This is a genomic window from Micromonospora mirobrigensis (assembly GCF_900091555.1).
GTDB classification, from domain to species: Bacteria; Actinomycetota; Actinomycetes; order Mycobacteriales; family Micromonosporaceae; genus Micromonospora; species Micromonospora mirobrigensis.
Genome location: NZ_FMCX01000001.1, coordinates 634488 through 647425, shown reverse-complemented (window position 1 = coordinate 647425; position 12938 = coordinate 634488). Strand labels below are relative to the sequence as shown.

The window sequence follows — 12938 nt, the reverse complement described above, 5'->3', positions numbered from 1 at the left end:
CTCAGCCGCCGACCTCGATCCGGTCGTCGGCGACCTCGGCGATCAGGTCAGCGTCGTGCGAGGCCATCAGCACGGCCGTGCCGGCGGCCTTCTCCCGCAGCAGCCGGTCGGCCAGCCACGCCCGGCCCCGGCCGTCGAGCCGCTGCTCGGGTTCGTCGAGCACCAGCAGGCGACGGGGGCGCACGAAGCACGACGCCAGGGTGAGCCGCTGGCGTTGCCCGCTGGAGAGGGTCACCGGGAGCTGGTCGGCGACCCGGTCCAGGTCCAGTTCGGCCAGGATCTCGGCGACCGGTTGCGCGGCGCCGCCGTGGGCGTACGCGACGAGCTCCAGGTGCTCGGCGACCGACAGGTCCGGGAAGAAGTCGATGTCGTCGAGGGCGGCAGCCAGCACGGCGCGTACCTCGGGGTCGGTCTCGTGGCACGGTTTTCCGTCGATCAGCACCTCGCCCTCGTCGGGCCGGTCGGACCCGACGACGCAGCGCAGGAGGGTCGTCTTCCCGGAGCCGTTGGGTCCGGCCACCACGGCGAGCCGCCCGGCGGTCAGGCCGAAGTGCACGTCGTCCAGGACGACCAGCTCGCCGAAGCGGCGGGTGAGACCTCGTACGGTGAGGATGTCCACGGCGCCCACTCTCGCACGACGTCGCCAGCGGGCCCGGGCCTGGCGCGGCGCCGCCCCCGGGTCCGACTGCCGGTCGGCGGGTTTCCGGACCTGGCACGGGCCGAGCCGACACGTGCCGGTGAACGCCCGCTGATCACGCTGCGCACACATCTCACCGACCCCGACCCGTCTCCCACGCCCCTTTGCTCTGCTGCCATCCACGCAACAGTCACCGAAGGTGAGTGGGACCCGTGTCAGGCGGACAGGTGAATGGCCAGCTCACCGCCGGTGTTGCATCCGCAGCAGCAGAGCAAAGGCGGGCGATGAACGTCTGGCCACCCAGCCGATCGTCACGTTGGGCGATATTCGCTGCGGTTGCGGTGGGTGATCGGCGGCGGGTCGAGGGTCGGCCGGGTGGACGGCCGGGGTACGCCGCCGGGAGGGGCGTCGACGGCCCGCCAGGTCGTTCGGGAAGGCGTCGACGGCCTCCTGTCGTAGGGTTGCTGCCGTGACGACGCGCGTGGCCGCCATCGACTGCGGAACCAACTCGATCCGACTGCTGGTCGCCGACCTGCCCGACCCGACCGCCGGGCCGGAGGCGCCGCTGCGCGACCTGAGCCGCCGGATGGAGATCGTCCGGCTCGGCCAGGGCGTCGACCGGACCGGCCGGCTGGCCCCGGAGGCGATCGAGCGGACCCGGGTGGCGCTGGCCGACTACGCGGCCGAGATCGAGAAGCTCGGCGCGGAGCGGGTGCGGATGTGCGCCACCTCGGCGTCGCGGGACGCCTCCAACGCGGCGGACTTCCGGGCCATGGTGGAGCAGACGCTCGGGGTGCCGCCCGAGGTGGTCACCGGCGACGAGGAGGCCCGGCTCTCCTTCACCGGGGCGGTGCGCGGCCTGCCCGCCGACGCCCGGCCGCCGTACCTGGTGGTGGACATCGGGGGCGGCTCCACCGAGTTCGTGGTGGGCACCCGCGAGTCGGGGGTGGACGCGGCGATCTCGATGGACATCGGCTGCGTCCGGATGACCGAACGGCACCTGCACGGCGACCCACCGGCCGTGGACGAGGTCGCCGCGGCGCAGGCCGACATCACGGTCGCGGTGGACCGCGCGCTGGCGACCGTGCCGGGCCGGGAGGCCGCCACGCTGGTCGGGCTCGCCGGTTCGGTCACCACCGTCGTCGCGATCGCCCAAGGCCTCACCGGGTACGACCCGGGGCGCATCCACCACGCCCGGGTCTCCTACGACCAGGTGGCCGAGGTGACCGCCGATCTGCTCGGGAAGACCCGCGAGCAGCGGCTGGCCATCCCGGTGATGCACCCGGGGCGGGCGGACGTGATCGGCGCGGGCGCGCTGGTACTGCGGGTGATCATGGAGCGGGCCGGGATGCCGTCGGTGGTCGCCTCCGAGCACGACATCCTCGACGGCATCGCCTGGAGCCTCCAGGGCTGACCGGGGCGGTCAGTCCGCGGCCAGCTCGGGCCGATGCTCCTTGATCCACTTCTCGACGTCCGACTTCCGCCAGACCTTGCCCATCGCGAGGACGGCGATCGGCTCCGGAAAGTTGCGCTGGTTGGCGATGACGGACGCCCGCTGGCGTGACACGTGACCGAGCATGGCCCGGATCTCAGATACGCCGACAAGCTCCACATGTTGACGATGGCAGCGCGAGCGTCCGTGCACTCCGCCAACTACGGCGTCTATTGACACAAGCAATAGCGTTCGACACCATTGGGTGATGGCCACGCCTTACGTCTCGCCCGCTCAGGACCGTCAACGCCGGGCCGTGCGACCGCATCTGCCGATGCGGCCCCGCTGGCTGTGCCGGGTGTGCGCCGCGCCCTGGCCGTGCCAACCCGCCCGGCTGCTGTTGCTGATGGAATACCGGCGCGACCGGGTGGCGCTCAGCGTCTACCTGGCCGGCTGCCTCTTCGACGCCACCGCCGACCTGCTCACCCTCAATCCCCGGCCCGAGCCGTCGCCCGGTGAACTCTTCGACAGGTTCCTGGCGTGGGCGGCCGCTTGACTCTCGGGTAGCCCGAGACCCGATGCTGGCGTCATGAACACGGAGCACCTGTTGAGCATCGGTGGATTCGCGATGCTCTCCGGCTTGTCCGTCACGGCGCTGCGGCACTACGACGAGGTCGGCGTGCTGTTGCCGACCTGGGTCGACCCGGCCACCGGCTACCGCCGCTACCGACCGGAGCAGGTCCGGGAAGCGCGACTGATCCGCGTCCTGCGCCGGCTGGAGATGCCCGTCGAGTCGATCCGGCAGGTGGTTCAGGACCCGAGCGGACCGCCGGCTGTGGCTCTCCTCGGTGAGCACCGCAGCTACCTGGCACGGCGAGCGGAGGCATTGGCCGAGTTGGCCCGTGAGGCGGAGCGATACGTCAAGGAGGGAGTCGGCATGCCGGCACTGAAGGGTTCGCGCATCGTGCAGGTGACGGTCAACGCCACCGATCGGGACGCGCTGGTCGCGTTCTACCGGTCGGCCTTCGCGGCGACGTTCAACGAGGAGATCGGATCGTTCGAGTTCGGCACCTGGCCCAGCCAGGAGTTCTTCCTCCTGACCATCGCCGACGACCGTCACCCCGGCCCGACCGGGCCGGCCCGGTTCGGCCTGCTCGTCGAGGACGTCGATTCGGCCCATCAGCTGGCGCTCGATGCCGGCGCTGCGGAGATCTACCCACCTGTCGAGCGGCCGTGGAAACCTCGGTCGTCCTGCGTGGCGGACCCGAGTGGCAATCACATCGACCTCTACCAGGGCTGAGCCGGGTGGGCTCGGCGGCGATGATGGGCCCTGGTGCGGCGGTCGGGGGAGGAGCAGTCGTGGCGAAGCAGGACAAGCCGCCGTTCAGGATGCAGTTGATGCTCAGGCTGGATCGCGGCTCCGCGACCGCCGCCGACACGCTCCGCCGGTACGCCCCGCTCGCCGACGAGATCGGCGCGGACGGGATGGACGTGGACGTCCAACGCGCCGACCTGCTGCTGTCGGGCTACCGCGTCGCGGTGAACGAGGAGCGGGCCATGCACGACATGGCGCACGGGCTGCTCCGGCGCTTCGGCTGGACCGAACAGGATCTCGCCTACCGTCGGTACCACCGCTGGGCGGAGACCGGTGGACCTCCGCCCGGGCCGCCGGCCAACCACCTGATGATCGTGGCGGCCGACCAGGAGATGGGCTGGGAGGGTGCCACCCATGGCGTCGGCCTCACCCCCGACCGCACCCTGGACGTCGATCCGGCCGATTCCGACTGTCGCCAGAGCAGCTGGAGGACCTGTTCAGGGTGATGGACCCGGAACGCGGCCGTTCTTAGCCTCGACGGATGGCGGTCAGGCGGATCAAGCCGAACATCCTCGCCGACGACCTCGCGGTCAGCCGGCGCTTCTACACCGACCTCATCGGCCTGGACGACCTGGGCGGGATGGACTGGATCCGGTTCCTCGGCGGGTCGACCCGCGAGGTCCAGCTCTCGGTGATGGCGCTCGACATCCACGCCGGTGTGCACGCCGACGTCTCGATCGAGGTGGACGACGTCGACGAGGTGCACGCCCGGTGCGTGGCGGCCGGCGCCGAGGTCGTCTACCCGCTGACCGACGAGCCGTGGGGGCTGCGCCGGTTCTTCGTCCGCGACCCGGACGGCACGGTCGTGAACGTCACCCAGCACGACGAATAGCGGCCTTGCTGGGAGAAAGCTGAAGAAGCTGAGAAATGGCTGAACGGATGAGCCCGACGGGGCAGTGCCGGCGACAGTGATCACCTACGGTGTCGTCTGCTCGTCCCCTTCGGAAGGAAATTCTGTGTCAGAGCAGGTCGCACCGCCCTCCGCGCCGTCCCCCGGCCAGCCCGACCCGGCCGTGCCGGCGCCGCCGGCCGAGCCGGCGAAGAAGTCCGGCGGGCGCAAGGTGCTCAGCATCCTCGGCGTCATCCTCGCCGTGCTCGCCTTCGGCGCCTTCAAGTTCGGCGTGAAGTCCTACCTGAACCGCGACGAGACCGCGGACGCCAAGGTCGGTGACTGCCTCGCCGAGCTGCCGGCGACGGTCGGCGACAAGCAGGAGTCCGCCGACGACGCCAAGGTCGTCGAGTGCACCTCCACGGACGCCGCGTACGACGTGGTCGGCCGGGTCGAGAACCAGACCGAGGCGCAGGCCGCGTCCGGAGAGGGCTGCGACACGTACATCAAGGAGGGGCAGGACGGTTACGTCTTCTCCAACATCGAGCGGGGCGGCAAGGGCTACGTGCTCTGCCTGACCAAGCACGCCTGATCCAGGCTCGATCCGTCGACGGCGGCACGGTGCGACCGTGCCGCCGTCGGCGTGCCTAGAGCCGTTCGGTGGCCAGCCGGGCGCTGAAGCCGAGCAGCGCCGTCCCGGTGAATGCGTCCATCCCGCGCCGCACCCGGCGGCGGGACAGCACGGCGCGTACCCGGTCCAGGGCCCCGACCAGCACCGTGAGATAGGTCAGCGAGAGCACGGCGTGGCTGAGCGCGAAGGCCAGCAGCACGCCCAGCGGAGCCGCGCCGCCGACGAACTGCGGCAGCACGGCCAGATAGAACGCCAGCACCTTGGGGTTGGTGATGTTGGACAGGAAGCCCTGCCGGAAGCCGGTCACCGCCTCCCCGGGCGGCACCGCCCCGCCGGCGTCCGGCAGCGGGTACCGGCCGCGCCAGGCCGACCGCCAGGCCTGCACCCCGAGGTACGCCAGGTAAACCACGCCCGCCCAGCGGATGGTCTCGAACAACGGCTGGGATCCGGCGATCAGCGCGCCCAGTCCGGCCGCCGCCGCGGTGCCCTGCAACGCGTTGGAGCTGGCCACCCCGGCGGCGCTCCACCGGCCCCGGCGCCGTCCGGCGGCCAGCGTGTTCCGGGTGACCACCGCGAAGTCCGGTCCCGGGATCAGCACCAGTACGGCGGCGAAGACCAGGAACGTCCCGTAGCTGCTCCACGACATGCCGCGACCCTATGCCCGGGCCACCGACCGGTAGTACGCTCTTGACGGTACTACGCAATGCACACTACTGTCGGAAGCGTGGACACCACACAGCTGCTCAAGGGCGTGCTCGACCTGGCGGTTCTCGCCGTGCTCCGCGACTCCGACGGCTACGGTTACGACATCCTGCGCCGGCTGCGCGAGGCCGGCCTGGAAGAGGTCGGCGACGCCTCGGTCTACGGCACGCTGCGCCGCCTCTTCGCCGCCGGCCTGCTGACCACCTACGTCGTGCCCAGCGAGTCCGGCCCGCACCGCAAGTACTACGCGCTCAACGCCGCCGGTCGCGACCAGCTCACCCGCTCCGGCAAGACCTGGCGCTCCTTCGCCACCACCATGGACGCACTGCTCGAGGATCGGGGGATGGCGGCATGACCGTCACTGAGCAGGACATCACGGACTACGTCGACCGGGTCCGGGCCGCGCTGGCCGACCTGCCGCCCGCCGTCCGCGACGAGTTGACCGAGGACCTGCCGGAGCACCTCACCGAGGTCGCCGCCGAGGCGGATGGTTCGCTGGTCGACCGGCTGGGCGAGCCCGAGGCGTACGCGGCGGAGCTGCGGGTCGCGGCCGGCGCGGCCGGGCCGGCCACCGGCGGTCGGCGCGACGAGCGGATCGCCGCCGTCGTGCGCCGGCTGCGCGACCGGCGCGACCGGCTCGACGTCCGGCTCGGTCCGCTCCTCGGGTACGCCACGGCGGGCGAGTTCCTCCGACTGCTCCGGCCGGCCTGGTGGGTGCTCCGCGGCTACCTGGCGGCGGCGCTGATCGGCACACTCGGCGGCGGCCTCACCCTGTTCCCCCGCCCGTTCCAGAGCGTCCTCGCAGGCTTCCTGCTGCTCGTGGTCGCCATCCCGCTGTCGGTCTCGTTCGGACGCCGATCCGGCGAGCTGCGGCGCTGGCCCCGCGTGCTGAACCAGGTCACCGCCGTGGTGCTGGTCTGCTTCGGCCTGGTGCTGTTCCAGAGCCTGGACCAGCGGAGGAACGACCCGATCGGCTACTACCCGGTGGAGAACCAGTACGACCAGGTGCGGGACGTCTTCGTCTACGACGGCGAGGGGCGGCTGGTCCGCAACGCGCGGCTGTTCGACCAGAACGGTGCGCCGATCCGGCTCGGCTACCCCGACTGCGCCGAGCCGGGCCGGCAGGACGAGGCGTTTCGCGCCGGCTACCCGTACTGCCCGGAGCAGGCCCCGTTCGGCCCACGCTCGGTCCCGACGCCGCCCGGCACGCCGCCGACGGCGAGCCCCGAACCCACCGCGACGCCGACGGCTCAGCCCACCGCGACACCGACCGCGACGACCGAGCCGACACCACAACCGACCCGCTGAGTCCCATCCGAGGGCGCCCGCCGACCGGCGGGCGCCCTCGCCGCATCCGTCCACCGCGCGAACGGGAGGTGAATGCCACTCTTCGTGTGTCTTCCGTGGCGTGCCGGCGGCGTGGCAGGCTACCGGCACGTAGCACCACTGGGCGACCAGCCAACGATGACTGACCGCTAGGAGGACGGGCTCATGGGCGAGATGGTGAGCTTCACCAGCAACGGAGGGACGAGCGAGGGGTATCTCGCGATACCCTCCGCCGGTGGGGCCAGCCCGGCGGTCATCGTCATCCAGGACTGGTGGGGCCTGGTGCCCCACATCCGGGCGGTTGTGGACCGCTTCGCGGACGCCGGCTTCGTCGCCCTCGCGCCCGACTTCCGGCACGGGCAGCCGGCCGCCAAGCCGGACGAGCCGCACCGGATGCTGAACGCCACCCAGATGGACGAGGCGGGCCGGGACATCGCGGCCGCGGCCGAATACCTCGCCGGCCGCCCCGAGGTCACCGGCAAGGTCGGCTGTGCCGGCTTCTGCGCGGGCGCGAGCCTGGCCCTCTGGTCGGGGGCGCTGTCGGAGCGGATCGTGGCCACCGCCGGCTTCTATCCCCGGCTGCCCTGGGAGGGCATGCGCGCCGACTGGCCGGACTACGCCGGCAAGGCGGCCCTCATCCACTGTGCCGAGGCCGACGGCACCTCCGCCGACCCGGGCGTACAGACCGCCCGGTCGGCGATCGAGGCGGCCGGCGGCACCTGCGCCCTGCACGACTACCCGGGCACCGCGCACGCGTTCTTCAACGAGGACCGGCCGGAGAAGTTCGACCAGCGGGCCGCCGCCACCGCCTGGGCCCGCACCCTGGAACACTTCCGGGCCAAGCTTGGCTGAGTCGCGTACCCCGGGAGAGGTGGTCGCCCGCGCCGCGCGGGCGACCGACCTGGCCGACCTCGACGGCGCGGTCAGCGACTGTTTCGCCTGCCCGCGGCTGGTCTCCTGGCGGGAGGAGGTGGCCCGCACCAGGCGGGCCGCCTTCCGCGACCAGCACTACTGGGGTCGTCCGGTGCCCGGCCTCGGCCCCGCCGACGCCCGGATCGCCATCCTCGGCCTGGCCCCGGCCGCGCACGGCGGCAACCGGACTGGGCGGATCTTCACCGGGGACCGCTCGGGGGACGTGCTCTTCGCGGCGCTGCACCGCGCCGGCCTGGCCAACCAGCCGACCAGCGTCGCCGCCGACGACGGGCTCACCCTGCGGGACACCCGGATCTTCGCGGCGGTGCGCTGCGCCCCGCCGGACAACAAGCCCACCCCCGCGGAGCGGGACACCTGCGCTCCCTGGCTGCACCGCGAGCTGACGCTGATCCGGCCCACCCTGCGCGTCGTGGTCGCGCTCGGCGCGTTCGCCTGGGCCGCGTGGTGGCCGGCCCTGCGAGCGGTGTACGGGGTGCGCCCGACCAGCCCGCGACCGGCATTCGGTCATGGGGCACACTGGTCCGGCACGGCCGCGCCCGATCTGCTCGGTTGCTACCACGTCAGCCAGCAGAACACCTTCACCGGGCGGCTGACGCCAGAGATGCTGGACGATGTGTTCACCCGGGCGAAACTGTTGGCCGGGGTGGACTGAGTTACGGGGGCGGTGGCGATGACCGACGGCACGCGTGCGCCCGACGTCGCCCCGTCCCGGCGGCGTCCGTCGGCCCGCGCCCTGATCGGTCGCTGGTGGCCGGTCGCGGTGGTCGCGGCGCTGCTGGTGCTGGCCGCCGCGGCGGCCGGGCACTCCTCGCTGGGCGCGACCCGGGTGCCGCCGGCGTCCGACACCATCCCGTACGTGCCGGAGTACCCGAGCACCGAGCCGAGCCCGATCGAGCCGCGCGAGGCCGGCGAGGCGACCCAGGTGCACATTCCCCAGTGGATCGCCACCGTCGCCATCGCGCTGTTCGCGCTGGGCATCCTGCTGGCGGTCGGCTACGTCGGCTGGCTGCTGGCGCGTGGGGCGATCAACCGGACCACCCGGGCCGTCCCGGTGCAGCGGGCCCGGCGTACCGCCCGGGGCACCGCCGCGGAGGTGGTCGCCGCGCTGGACGCCGGCCTGGTCGAGCTGGACGACCGGGACACCGACCCGCGTACGGCGGTGATCGCCTGCTGGGTACGCCTGGAGGAGGCGGCCACCGAGGCGGGCGTGCCGAAGCTGGCCGGGGACACCCCGACCGACCTGGTGACCCGGCTGTTGCGCGGTGACCCGGCCGCCGGCGTACCGGCGATCGCCAGCGCCGACGTGCTGGCCGAGTTCGCCCACGTCTACCGGGAGGCCCGGTACGCCACCCACCCGGTCGACGGACGTACCCGGGACCAGGCCCGCGCGGCGCTGCGCCGGCTGCGTGGCGAGCTGACCGCCGTGGCCGAGGAGCCCGCGCCGTGACCCGGCGACCGGCCGGACGGCCCGGGAGGCGCGGGTGAGCACCAGCATCGAGGAGCTGCTCCGGTTCGAGGAGGAGCGGCCACCGGACGGGGCGCCGGAGCGGCAGGGCTGGCTGCGGCCGGTGCTGCGGATGCTCGTCGGCGCCGTGGCGATCGTCGCGGTGGCGCTGGTCGCGTTGCGTACGGTCGGCCTCCAGGTGTCGATCCCGGTGCTGGCGGCCGGCGCGCTCGCCGTGCTCGCCGTGCGCCGGGTGACCGCCGCCCTGTCGCCGCCCCCGCCGTCCACCGGTGGCGGCCGGATCGGCGGCGGCGAGGAGGACGGCCTCTACAACTTCGGCGCCCGGGACGCGCTGAACGCCGCCGTCAAGCGGTGGGAGGTGCCGCTGGACTGGTCGACCACCCGCCCGGAGCGGTTCGCCTCCACCGTCTGGCCCCGGTTGGCCGAGCTGGCCGACGAACGGCTGCGCCAGCGCCACGGCATCACCCGCGAGTCGGACGCGGCGCGCGCCCGTGAGCTGCTGGGCGACCGACTGACCGCCTTCCTGGACAACCCTCCCCGCCGCCCCCCGTCGCCGCGCGACCTCGCGGCGATCGTCGCCGAACTGGAGAAGATCTGATGAACGACGCGCAGCGCACGTTCTCCGCCGCGGAGGTGGGTCACCTGGCCCGGGCGGTGCTCGACGCGGTCGGCTCGGTCGTGGTCGGCAAGCGGGAGACCCTGGAGCTGGTCCTCGCCGGCATCCTGGCCGGTGGCCACGTGCTGCTGGAGGACCTGCCCGGCCTGGGCAAGACGCTCACCGCCCGCTCGTTCGCCCAGGCGCTCGGGCTGGACTTCCGCCGCCTCCAGTTCACCCCCGACCTGCTCCCCGCCGACGTCACCGGCTCCTTCCTGTACGACCAGAGCAGCGGCGACTTCGCCTTCCGCGCCGGCCCGATCTTCACCAACCTGCTGCTGGCCGACGAGATCAACCGCACCCCGCCGAAGACCCAGTCGGCGCTGCTGGAGGCGATGCAGGAGAAGCAGGTCTCGGTGGAGGGGGTCACCTACCGGCTGGACGAGCCGTTCCACGTGCTGGCCACCGCCAACCCGATCGAGTACGAGGGCACCTATCCGCTGCCCGAGGCGCAGCTGGACCGGTTCCTGCTCCGGGTCTCCTTCGGCTATCCGGAGCGCGACGACGAGTACGACGTGCTCCGCCGCCGGATGTCGCGCCGCCGCGAGGAGGCCGAGATCAAGCCGGTGGTGGACGCGGCCACCCTGCGGGCCATGCAGGCCGCCCTGGAGGACGTGGTGGTGGAGGACTCCGTCGGCCGGTACATCGTCGAGCTGACCGCCGCCACCCGGGAGCACCCGTCGGTGCTGGTCGGGGCATCGCCGCGCGGCTCGCTGGCGCTGCTGCTGCTGGCCCGAGCCCGGGCGGTGCTGGCCAACCGCGACTTCGTCGTGCCGGAGGACGTCAAGGAGGTGGCGGTGCCGGCGCTGGCGCACCGGATCACCCTGCGTCCGGAGATGTGGCTGCGCCGGGTCGACCCGTCCTTCGTGGTCGGTGAGGTGCTGGAGCAGACCCCCGCCCCGGCCAGCGGCGCGCTGCCCAGCTACGCGGCCGGCCGGCCCGGGCACTGATGACCGAGCCGACCGTGTCGGAGGAGGAGCCGGAGCCCGCCGCCGGTTGGGCGCCCACCCGGGCGCTGGGCCGGGCCGTGCTCGTCACCGGCCTGCTGCTGATCGCCGGGGTGCTGCTCGGCCGGGTGGACCTGGTGGTGCTGGCCGCGCCGTTCGCGCTGGGCACCGCGTACGCGCTGCGCCGCCGGCCGACCGCGGCGCCGCAGCTCTGGCTCACCGGGGACGAGGCGCAGCTGGTCGAGGGGGGCGAGCTGGCCGGCGCGGTGACGGTGGGCAACCCGGACACCATCGGGTACGACGTGGCCGTGGTGCGGGCCCGGGTCTCGCCCTGGCTGCACGTCACCCGGGCCAGTTTCGCCGGCGCGGTGACGGACCTGTCCCGGGCGGGCGGCGCGGACCGTCCCTTCGTGACGACGGTGCCCACCGGCGCGGCGGTCGACCTGGAGCTGGGCGGGGTGGCCCGGCGCTGGGGCCGGCACCCGGTCGGTCCGGCCGGCACCCGGGTGGCCGCCGCGGACGGCCTGCTGCTCTCCCCGGTGGTGGTCACCGAGCCGGTGCGGGTGCGGGTGTACCCGAGGACCGAGCCGTTCGACGCGGTGGAGGCGATGCCCCGGGCCGCCGGCCTGGTCGGCGCGCACCACTCGCGGCGGCCGGGGGAGGGCGGCGAGCTGGCCGGGGTACGGGTCTTCGGCCCGGGCGACCGGCTGCGCCGGATCGACTGGCGGGTCTCGTTGCGGGCCCGGCAGCTGCACGTGGCATCCACCCTCTCCGACCGGGACGCCGAGGTGGTGGTCCTGCTGGACGTGCTGGCCGAGACGGGTCGCTCCGGTGGGGTCGGTGGTGCCGCGTCGGTGCTGGACACCACGGTTCGGGCGGCCGCCGCGATCGCCGAGCACTACCTGCACCGGGGGGACCGGGTGGCGATGCTGGAGTACGGTCCGGCGGCCCGCCGGCTGCGCCCGGCGACCGGCCGCCGGCAGTACCTCACCGTGCTGGAATGGCTGCTCGACGTGCGCGCCGAGTCCTCCCCGCACGAGCCGTACGACCAGGTCTTCGGCCCGCAGCTGCTCTCGGCGGACGCCCTGGTGGTGGTGCTCACCCCGCTGCTGGACGAGCGGTCGGCGCAGATGCTGGCCCGGCTGGCCCGCGGCGGCCGGTTCGTGGTGGCGGTGGACACCCTCCCGGCCGACCTGCCGCCGCCCGGCCGGCAGGGCTGGGCCGAGGTGGCGTTCCGGCTGTGGCGGCTGGACCGGGACACGATGATCGGCCAGCTGCGCGAGCACGGCGTGCCGGTGGTGCGTTGGGCGGGCGCGGGCAGCCTGGACCAGGTGCTGCGGGACGTGGCCCGGCTGGCCACCGCACCGAGGATCGGTGGCCGATGAGCGCGGACGATCCCGGCGTCGTCGACGCGGTGACGCAGCGCGTCCGGGCGGTACGCTCCGGAGTCAACCGGATCAGCATGTTGCCGCTGCTCGTCCGGTTCCTGGTGTTCCTCGCCGCGTTCGCCTCCTTCCTGCTGGCCTTCCCCGGTGAGCTGCTGGTGGGGCGCGGGTTGCTGGCGTTGCTGGTGGCCGCGGTCCTGCCGGCGCTCGGCCCGCGCCGGGTGTGGCCCACCTTCGCCGTGCTGGTCGCGGTGGGCGGCTGGCTGCTCGCCACCGCCGGCTACGGCCAGCGGCCCGAGCTGTGGCGGCTGCTCGGCCTGGCGACCACGCTCTACCTGACGCACAGCCTCTGCGCGTTGGCCGCGCTGCTGCCCTACGACGGGGTGGTCGACCCGACGGTGCTGGTGCGCTGGGTCACCCGCGCCGGCGCCGTGGTGCTGGCGGGCGCGGTGCTCGGGGTGTTGCTGATGGAGGCGGGCGGTCTCGGCCCGGGTGGGGGTTTCCGGACCGCCACGGTCGCGGGGCTGCTGGTCGCGGTGGGTCTGGCGGCGCTGCTGGGCTGGTTGTTGCGTCGCAGATAGCGGGACGGCTCCGGGCGTTGCGCAGGTCACAGGGGTTGTG

General features: G+C 73.5%; 17 protein-coding genes and 1 pseudogene. 15 read left to right on the top strand and 3 right to left on the bottom strand.

Annotated features, from left to right (window positions below; translation table 11 throughout):
• Window position 1: 1 nt before the first annotated feature.
• Window positions 2-619 carry an ABC transporter ATP-binding protein gene (locus tag GA0070564_RS03055; RefSeq protein ID WP_245669794.1) on the bottom strand — a complete coding sequence of 206 codons (618 nt, stop codon included), beginning with the start codon at window positions 617-619 and terminating at the stop codon, window positions 2-4.
• Between the two features lie 499 nt (window positions 620-1118).
• On the opposite strand from GA0070564_RS03055, the gene GA0070564_RS03050 reads away from it, so the two are divergent.
• Complete coding sequence (locus GA0070564_RS03050; protein ID WP_091602099.1) at window positions 1119-2051, top strand: Ppx/GppA phosphatase family protein; 933 nt, start codon at window positions 1119-1121, stop codon at window positions 2049-2051.
• Between the two features lie 9 nt (window positions 2052-2060).
• On the opposite strand, the gene GA0070564_RS29140 is transcribed toward GA0070564_RS03050, so the two are convergent.
• Complete coding sequence (locus GA0070564_RS29140) at window positions 2061-2204, bottom strand: hypothetical protein (RefSeq protein ID WP_342672532.1); 144 nt, start codon at window positions 2202-2204, stop codon at window positions 2061-2063.
• Window positions 2205-2337: 133 nt separating this feature from the next.
• On the opposite strand from GA0070564_RS29140, the gene GA0070564_RS03045 reads away from it, so the two are divergent.
• From GA0070564_RS03045 to GA0070564_RS03025, 5 genes and pseudogenes are all read left to right on the top strand, one after another.
• Entirely contained in the window at window positions 2338-2625 is a 288-nt protein-coding gene (locus tag GA0070564_RS03045) for a hypothetical protein (protein ID WP_091602096.1), read from the top strand.
• 33 nt (window positions 2626-2658) lie between these two features.
• The gene (locus tag GA0070564_RS03040) at window positions 2659-3369 is read left to right on the top strand and encodes a MerR family transcriptional regulator (protein ID WP_091602093.1); all 711 of its coding nucleotides are present in this window, start codon (window positions 2659-2661) and stop codon (window positions 3367-3369) included.
• Window positions 3370-3458: 89 nt separating this feature from the next.
• A pseudogene (locus tag GA0070564_RS03035) lies at window positions 3459-3854 on the top strand (hypothetical protein); the annotation flags it as partial.
• Window positions 3855-3925: 71 nt separating this feature from the next.
• Window positions 3926-4276 carry a VOC family protein gene (locus GA0070564_RS03030; RefSeq protein WP_091602090.1) on the top strand — a complete coding sequence of 117 codons (351 nt, stop codon included), beginning with the start codon at window positions 3926-3928 and terminating at the stop codon, window positions 4274-4276.
• Window positions 4277-4400: 124 nt separating this feature from the next.
• A complete protein-coding gene (locus GA0070564_RS03025; RefSeq protein ID WP_091602087.1) occupies window positions 4401-4865 on the top strand; it encodes an LppU/SCO3897 family protein in 465 nt (154 codons plus the stop codon).
• Between the two features lie 55 nt (window positions 4866-4920).
• Here GA0070564_RS03025 and GA0070564_RS03020 read toward each other — a convergent pair whose 3' ends face one another.
• Complete coding sequence (locus tag GA0070564_RS03020) at window positions 4921-5550, bottom strand: LysE family translocator (protein WP_091602084.1); 630 nt, start codon at window positions 5548-5550, stop codon at window positions 4921-4923.
• A gap of 78 nt (window positions 5551-5628) precedes the next feature.
• On the opposite strand from GA0070564_RS03020, the gene GA0070564_RS03015 reads away from it, so the two are divergent.
• The 9 genes from GA0070564_RS03015 (at window position 5629) to GA0070564_RS02975 (ending at window position 12898) form a co-directional block, all read left to right on the top strand.
• Window positions 5629-5961 (top strand): PadR family transcriptional regulator, encoded by a 333-nt coding sequence (locus GA0070564_RS03015; RefSeq protein ID WP_091602081.1) that lies wholly within the window; start codon window positions 5629-5631, stop codon window positions 5959-5961.
• Window positions 5958-6914 (top strand): HAAS signaling domain-containing protein, encoded by a 957-nt coding sequence (locus GA0070564_RS03010; RefSeq protein ID WP_091602078.1) that lies wholly within the window; start codon window positions 5958-5960, stop codon window positions 6912-6914. Before GA0070564_RS03015 ends, GA0070564_RS03010 begins: the two co-directional genes overlap by 4 nt.
• 183 nt (window positions 6915-7097) lie before the next feature.
• Window positions 7098-7784: a dienelactone hydrolase family protein gene (locus tag GA0070564_RS03005; protein WP_091602075.1), complete on the top strand. Its 687-nt coding sequence runs from the start codon at window positions 7098-7100 to the stop codon at window positions 7782-7784.
• Between the two features lie 19 nt (window positions 7785-7803).
• Window positions 7804-8517, top strand: coding sequence for a uracil-DNA glycosylase (locus GA0070564_RS03000; RefSeq protein WP_091602072.1), 714 nt, complete (start codon window positions 7804-7806; stop codon window positions 8515-8517).
• An 18-nt stretch (window positions 8518-8535) separates the two neighbouring features.
• Window positions 8536-9312 carry a DUF4129 domain-containing protein gene (locus tag GA0070564_RS02995; RefSeq protein ID WP_091604440.1) on the top strand — a complete coding sequence of 259 codons (777 nt, stop codon included), beginning with the start codon at window positions 8536-8538 and terminating at the stop codon, window positions 9310-9312.
• Between the two features lie 34 nt (window positions 9313-9346).
• Window positions 9347-9928 carry a hypothetical protein gene (locus GA0070564_RS02990; protein WP_091602069.1) on the top strand — a complete coding sequence of 194 codons (582 nt, stop codon included), beginning with the start codon at window positions 9347-9349 and terminating at the stop codon, window positions 9926-9928.
• Window positions 9928-10935, top strand: coding sequence for an AAA family ATPase (locus GA0070564_RS02985; RefSeq protein ID WP_091602066.1), 1008 nt, complete (start codon window positions 9928-9930; stop codon window positions 10933-10935). Before GA0070564_RS02990 ends, GA0070564_RS02985 begins: the two co-directional genes overlap by 1 nt.
• Window positions 10935-12317, top strand: coding sequence for a DUF58 domain-containing protein (locus GA0070564_RS02980; protein WP_091602063.1), 1383 nt, complete (start codon window positions 10935-10937; stop codon window positions 12315-12317). The genes GA0070564_RS02985 and GA0070564_RS02980 overlap by 1 nt, the downstream gene beginning before the upstream one ends.
• Complete coding sequence (locus GA0070564_RS02975) at window positions 12314-12898, top strand: hypothetical protein (protein ID WP_425412399.1); 585 nt, start codon at window positions 12314-12316, stop codon at window positions 12896-12898. Before GA0070564_RS02980 ends, GA0070564_RS02975 begins: the two co-directional genes overlap by 4 nt.
• Window positions 12899-12938 lie beyond the last annotated feature (40 nt).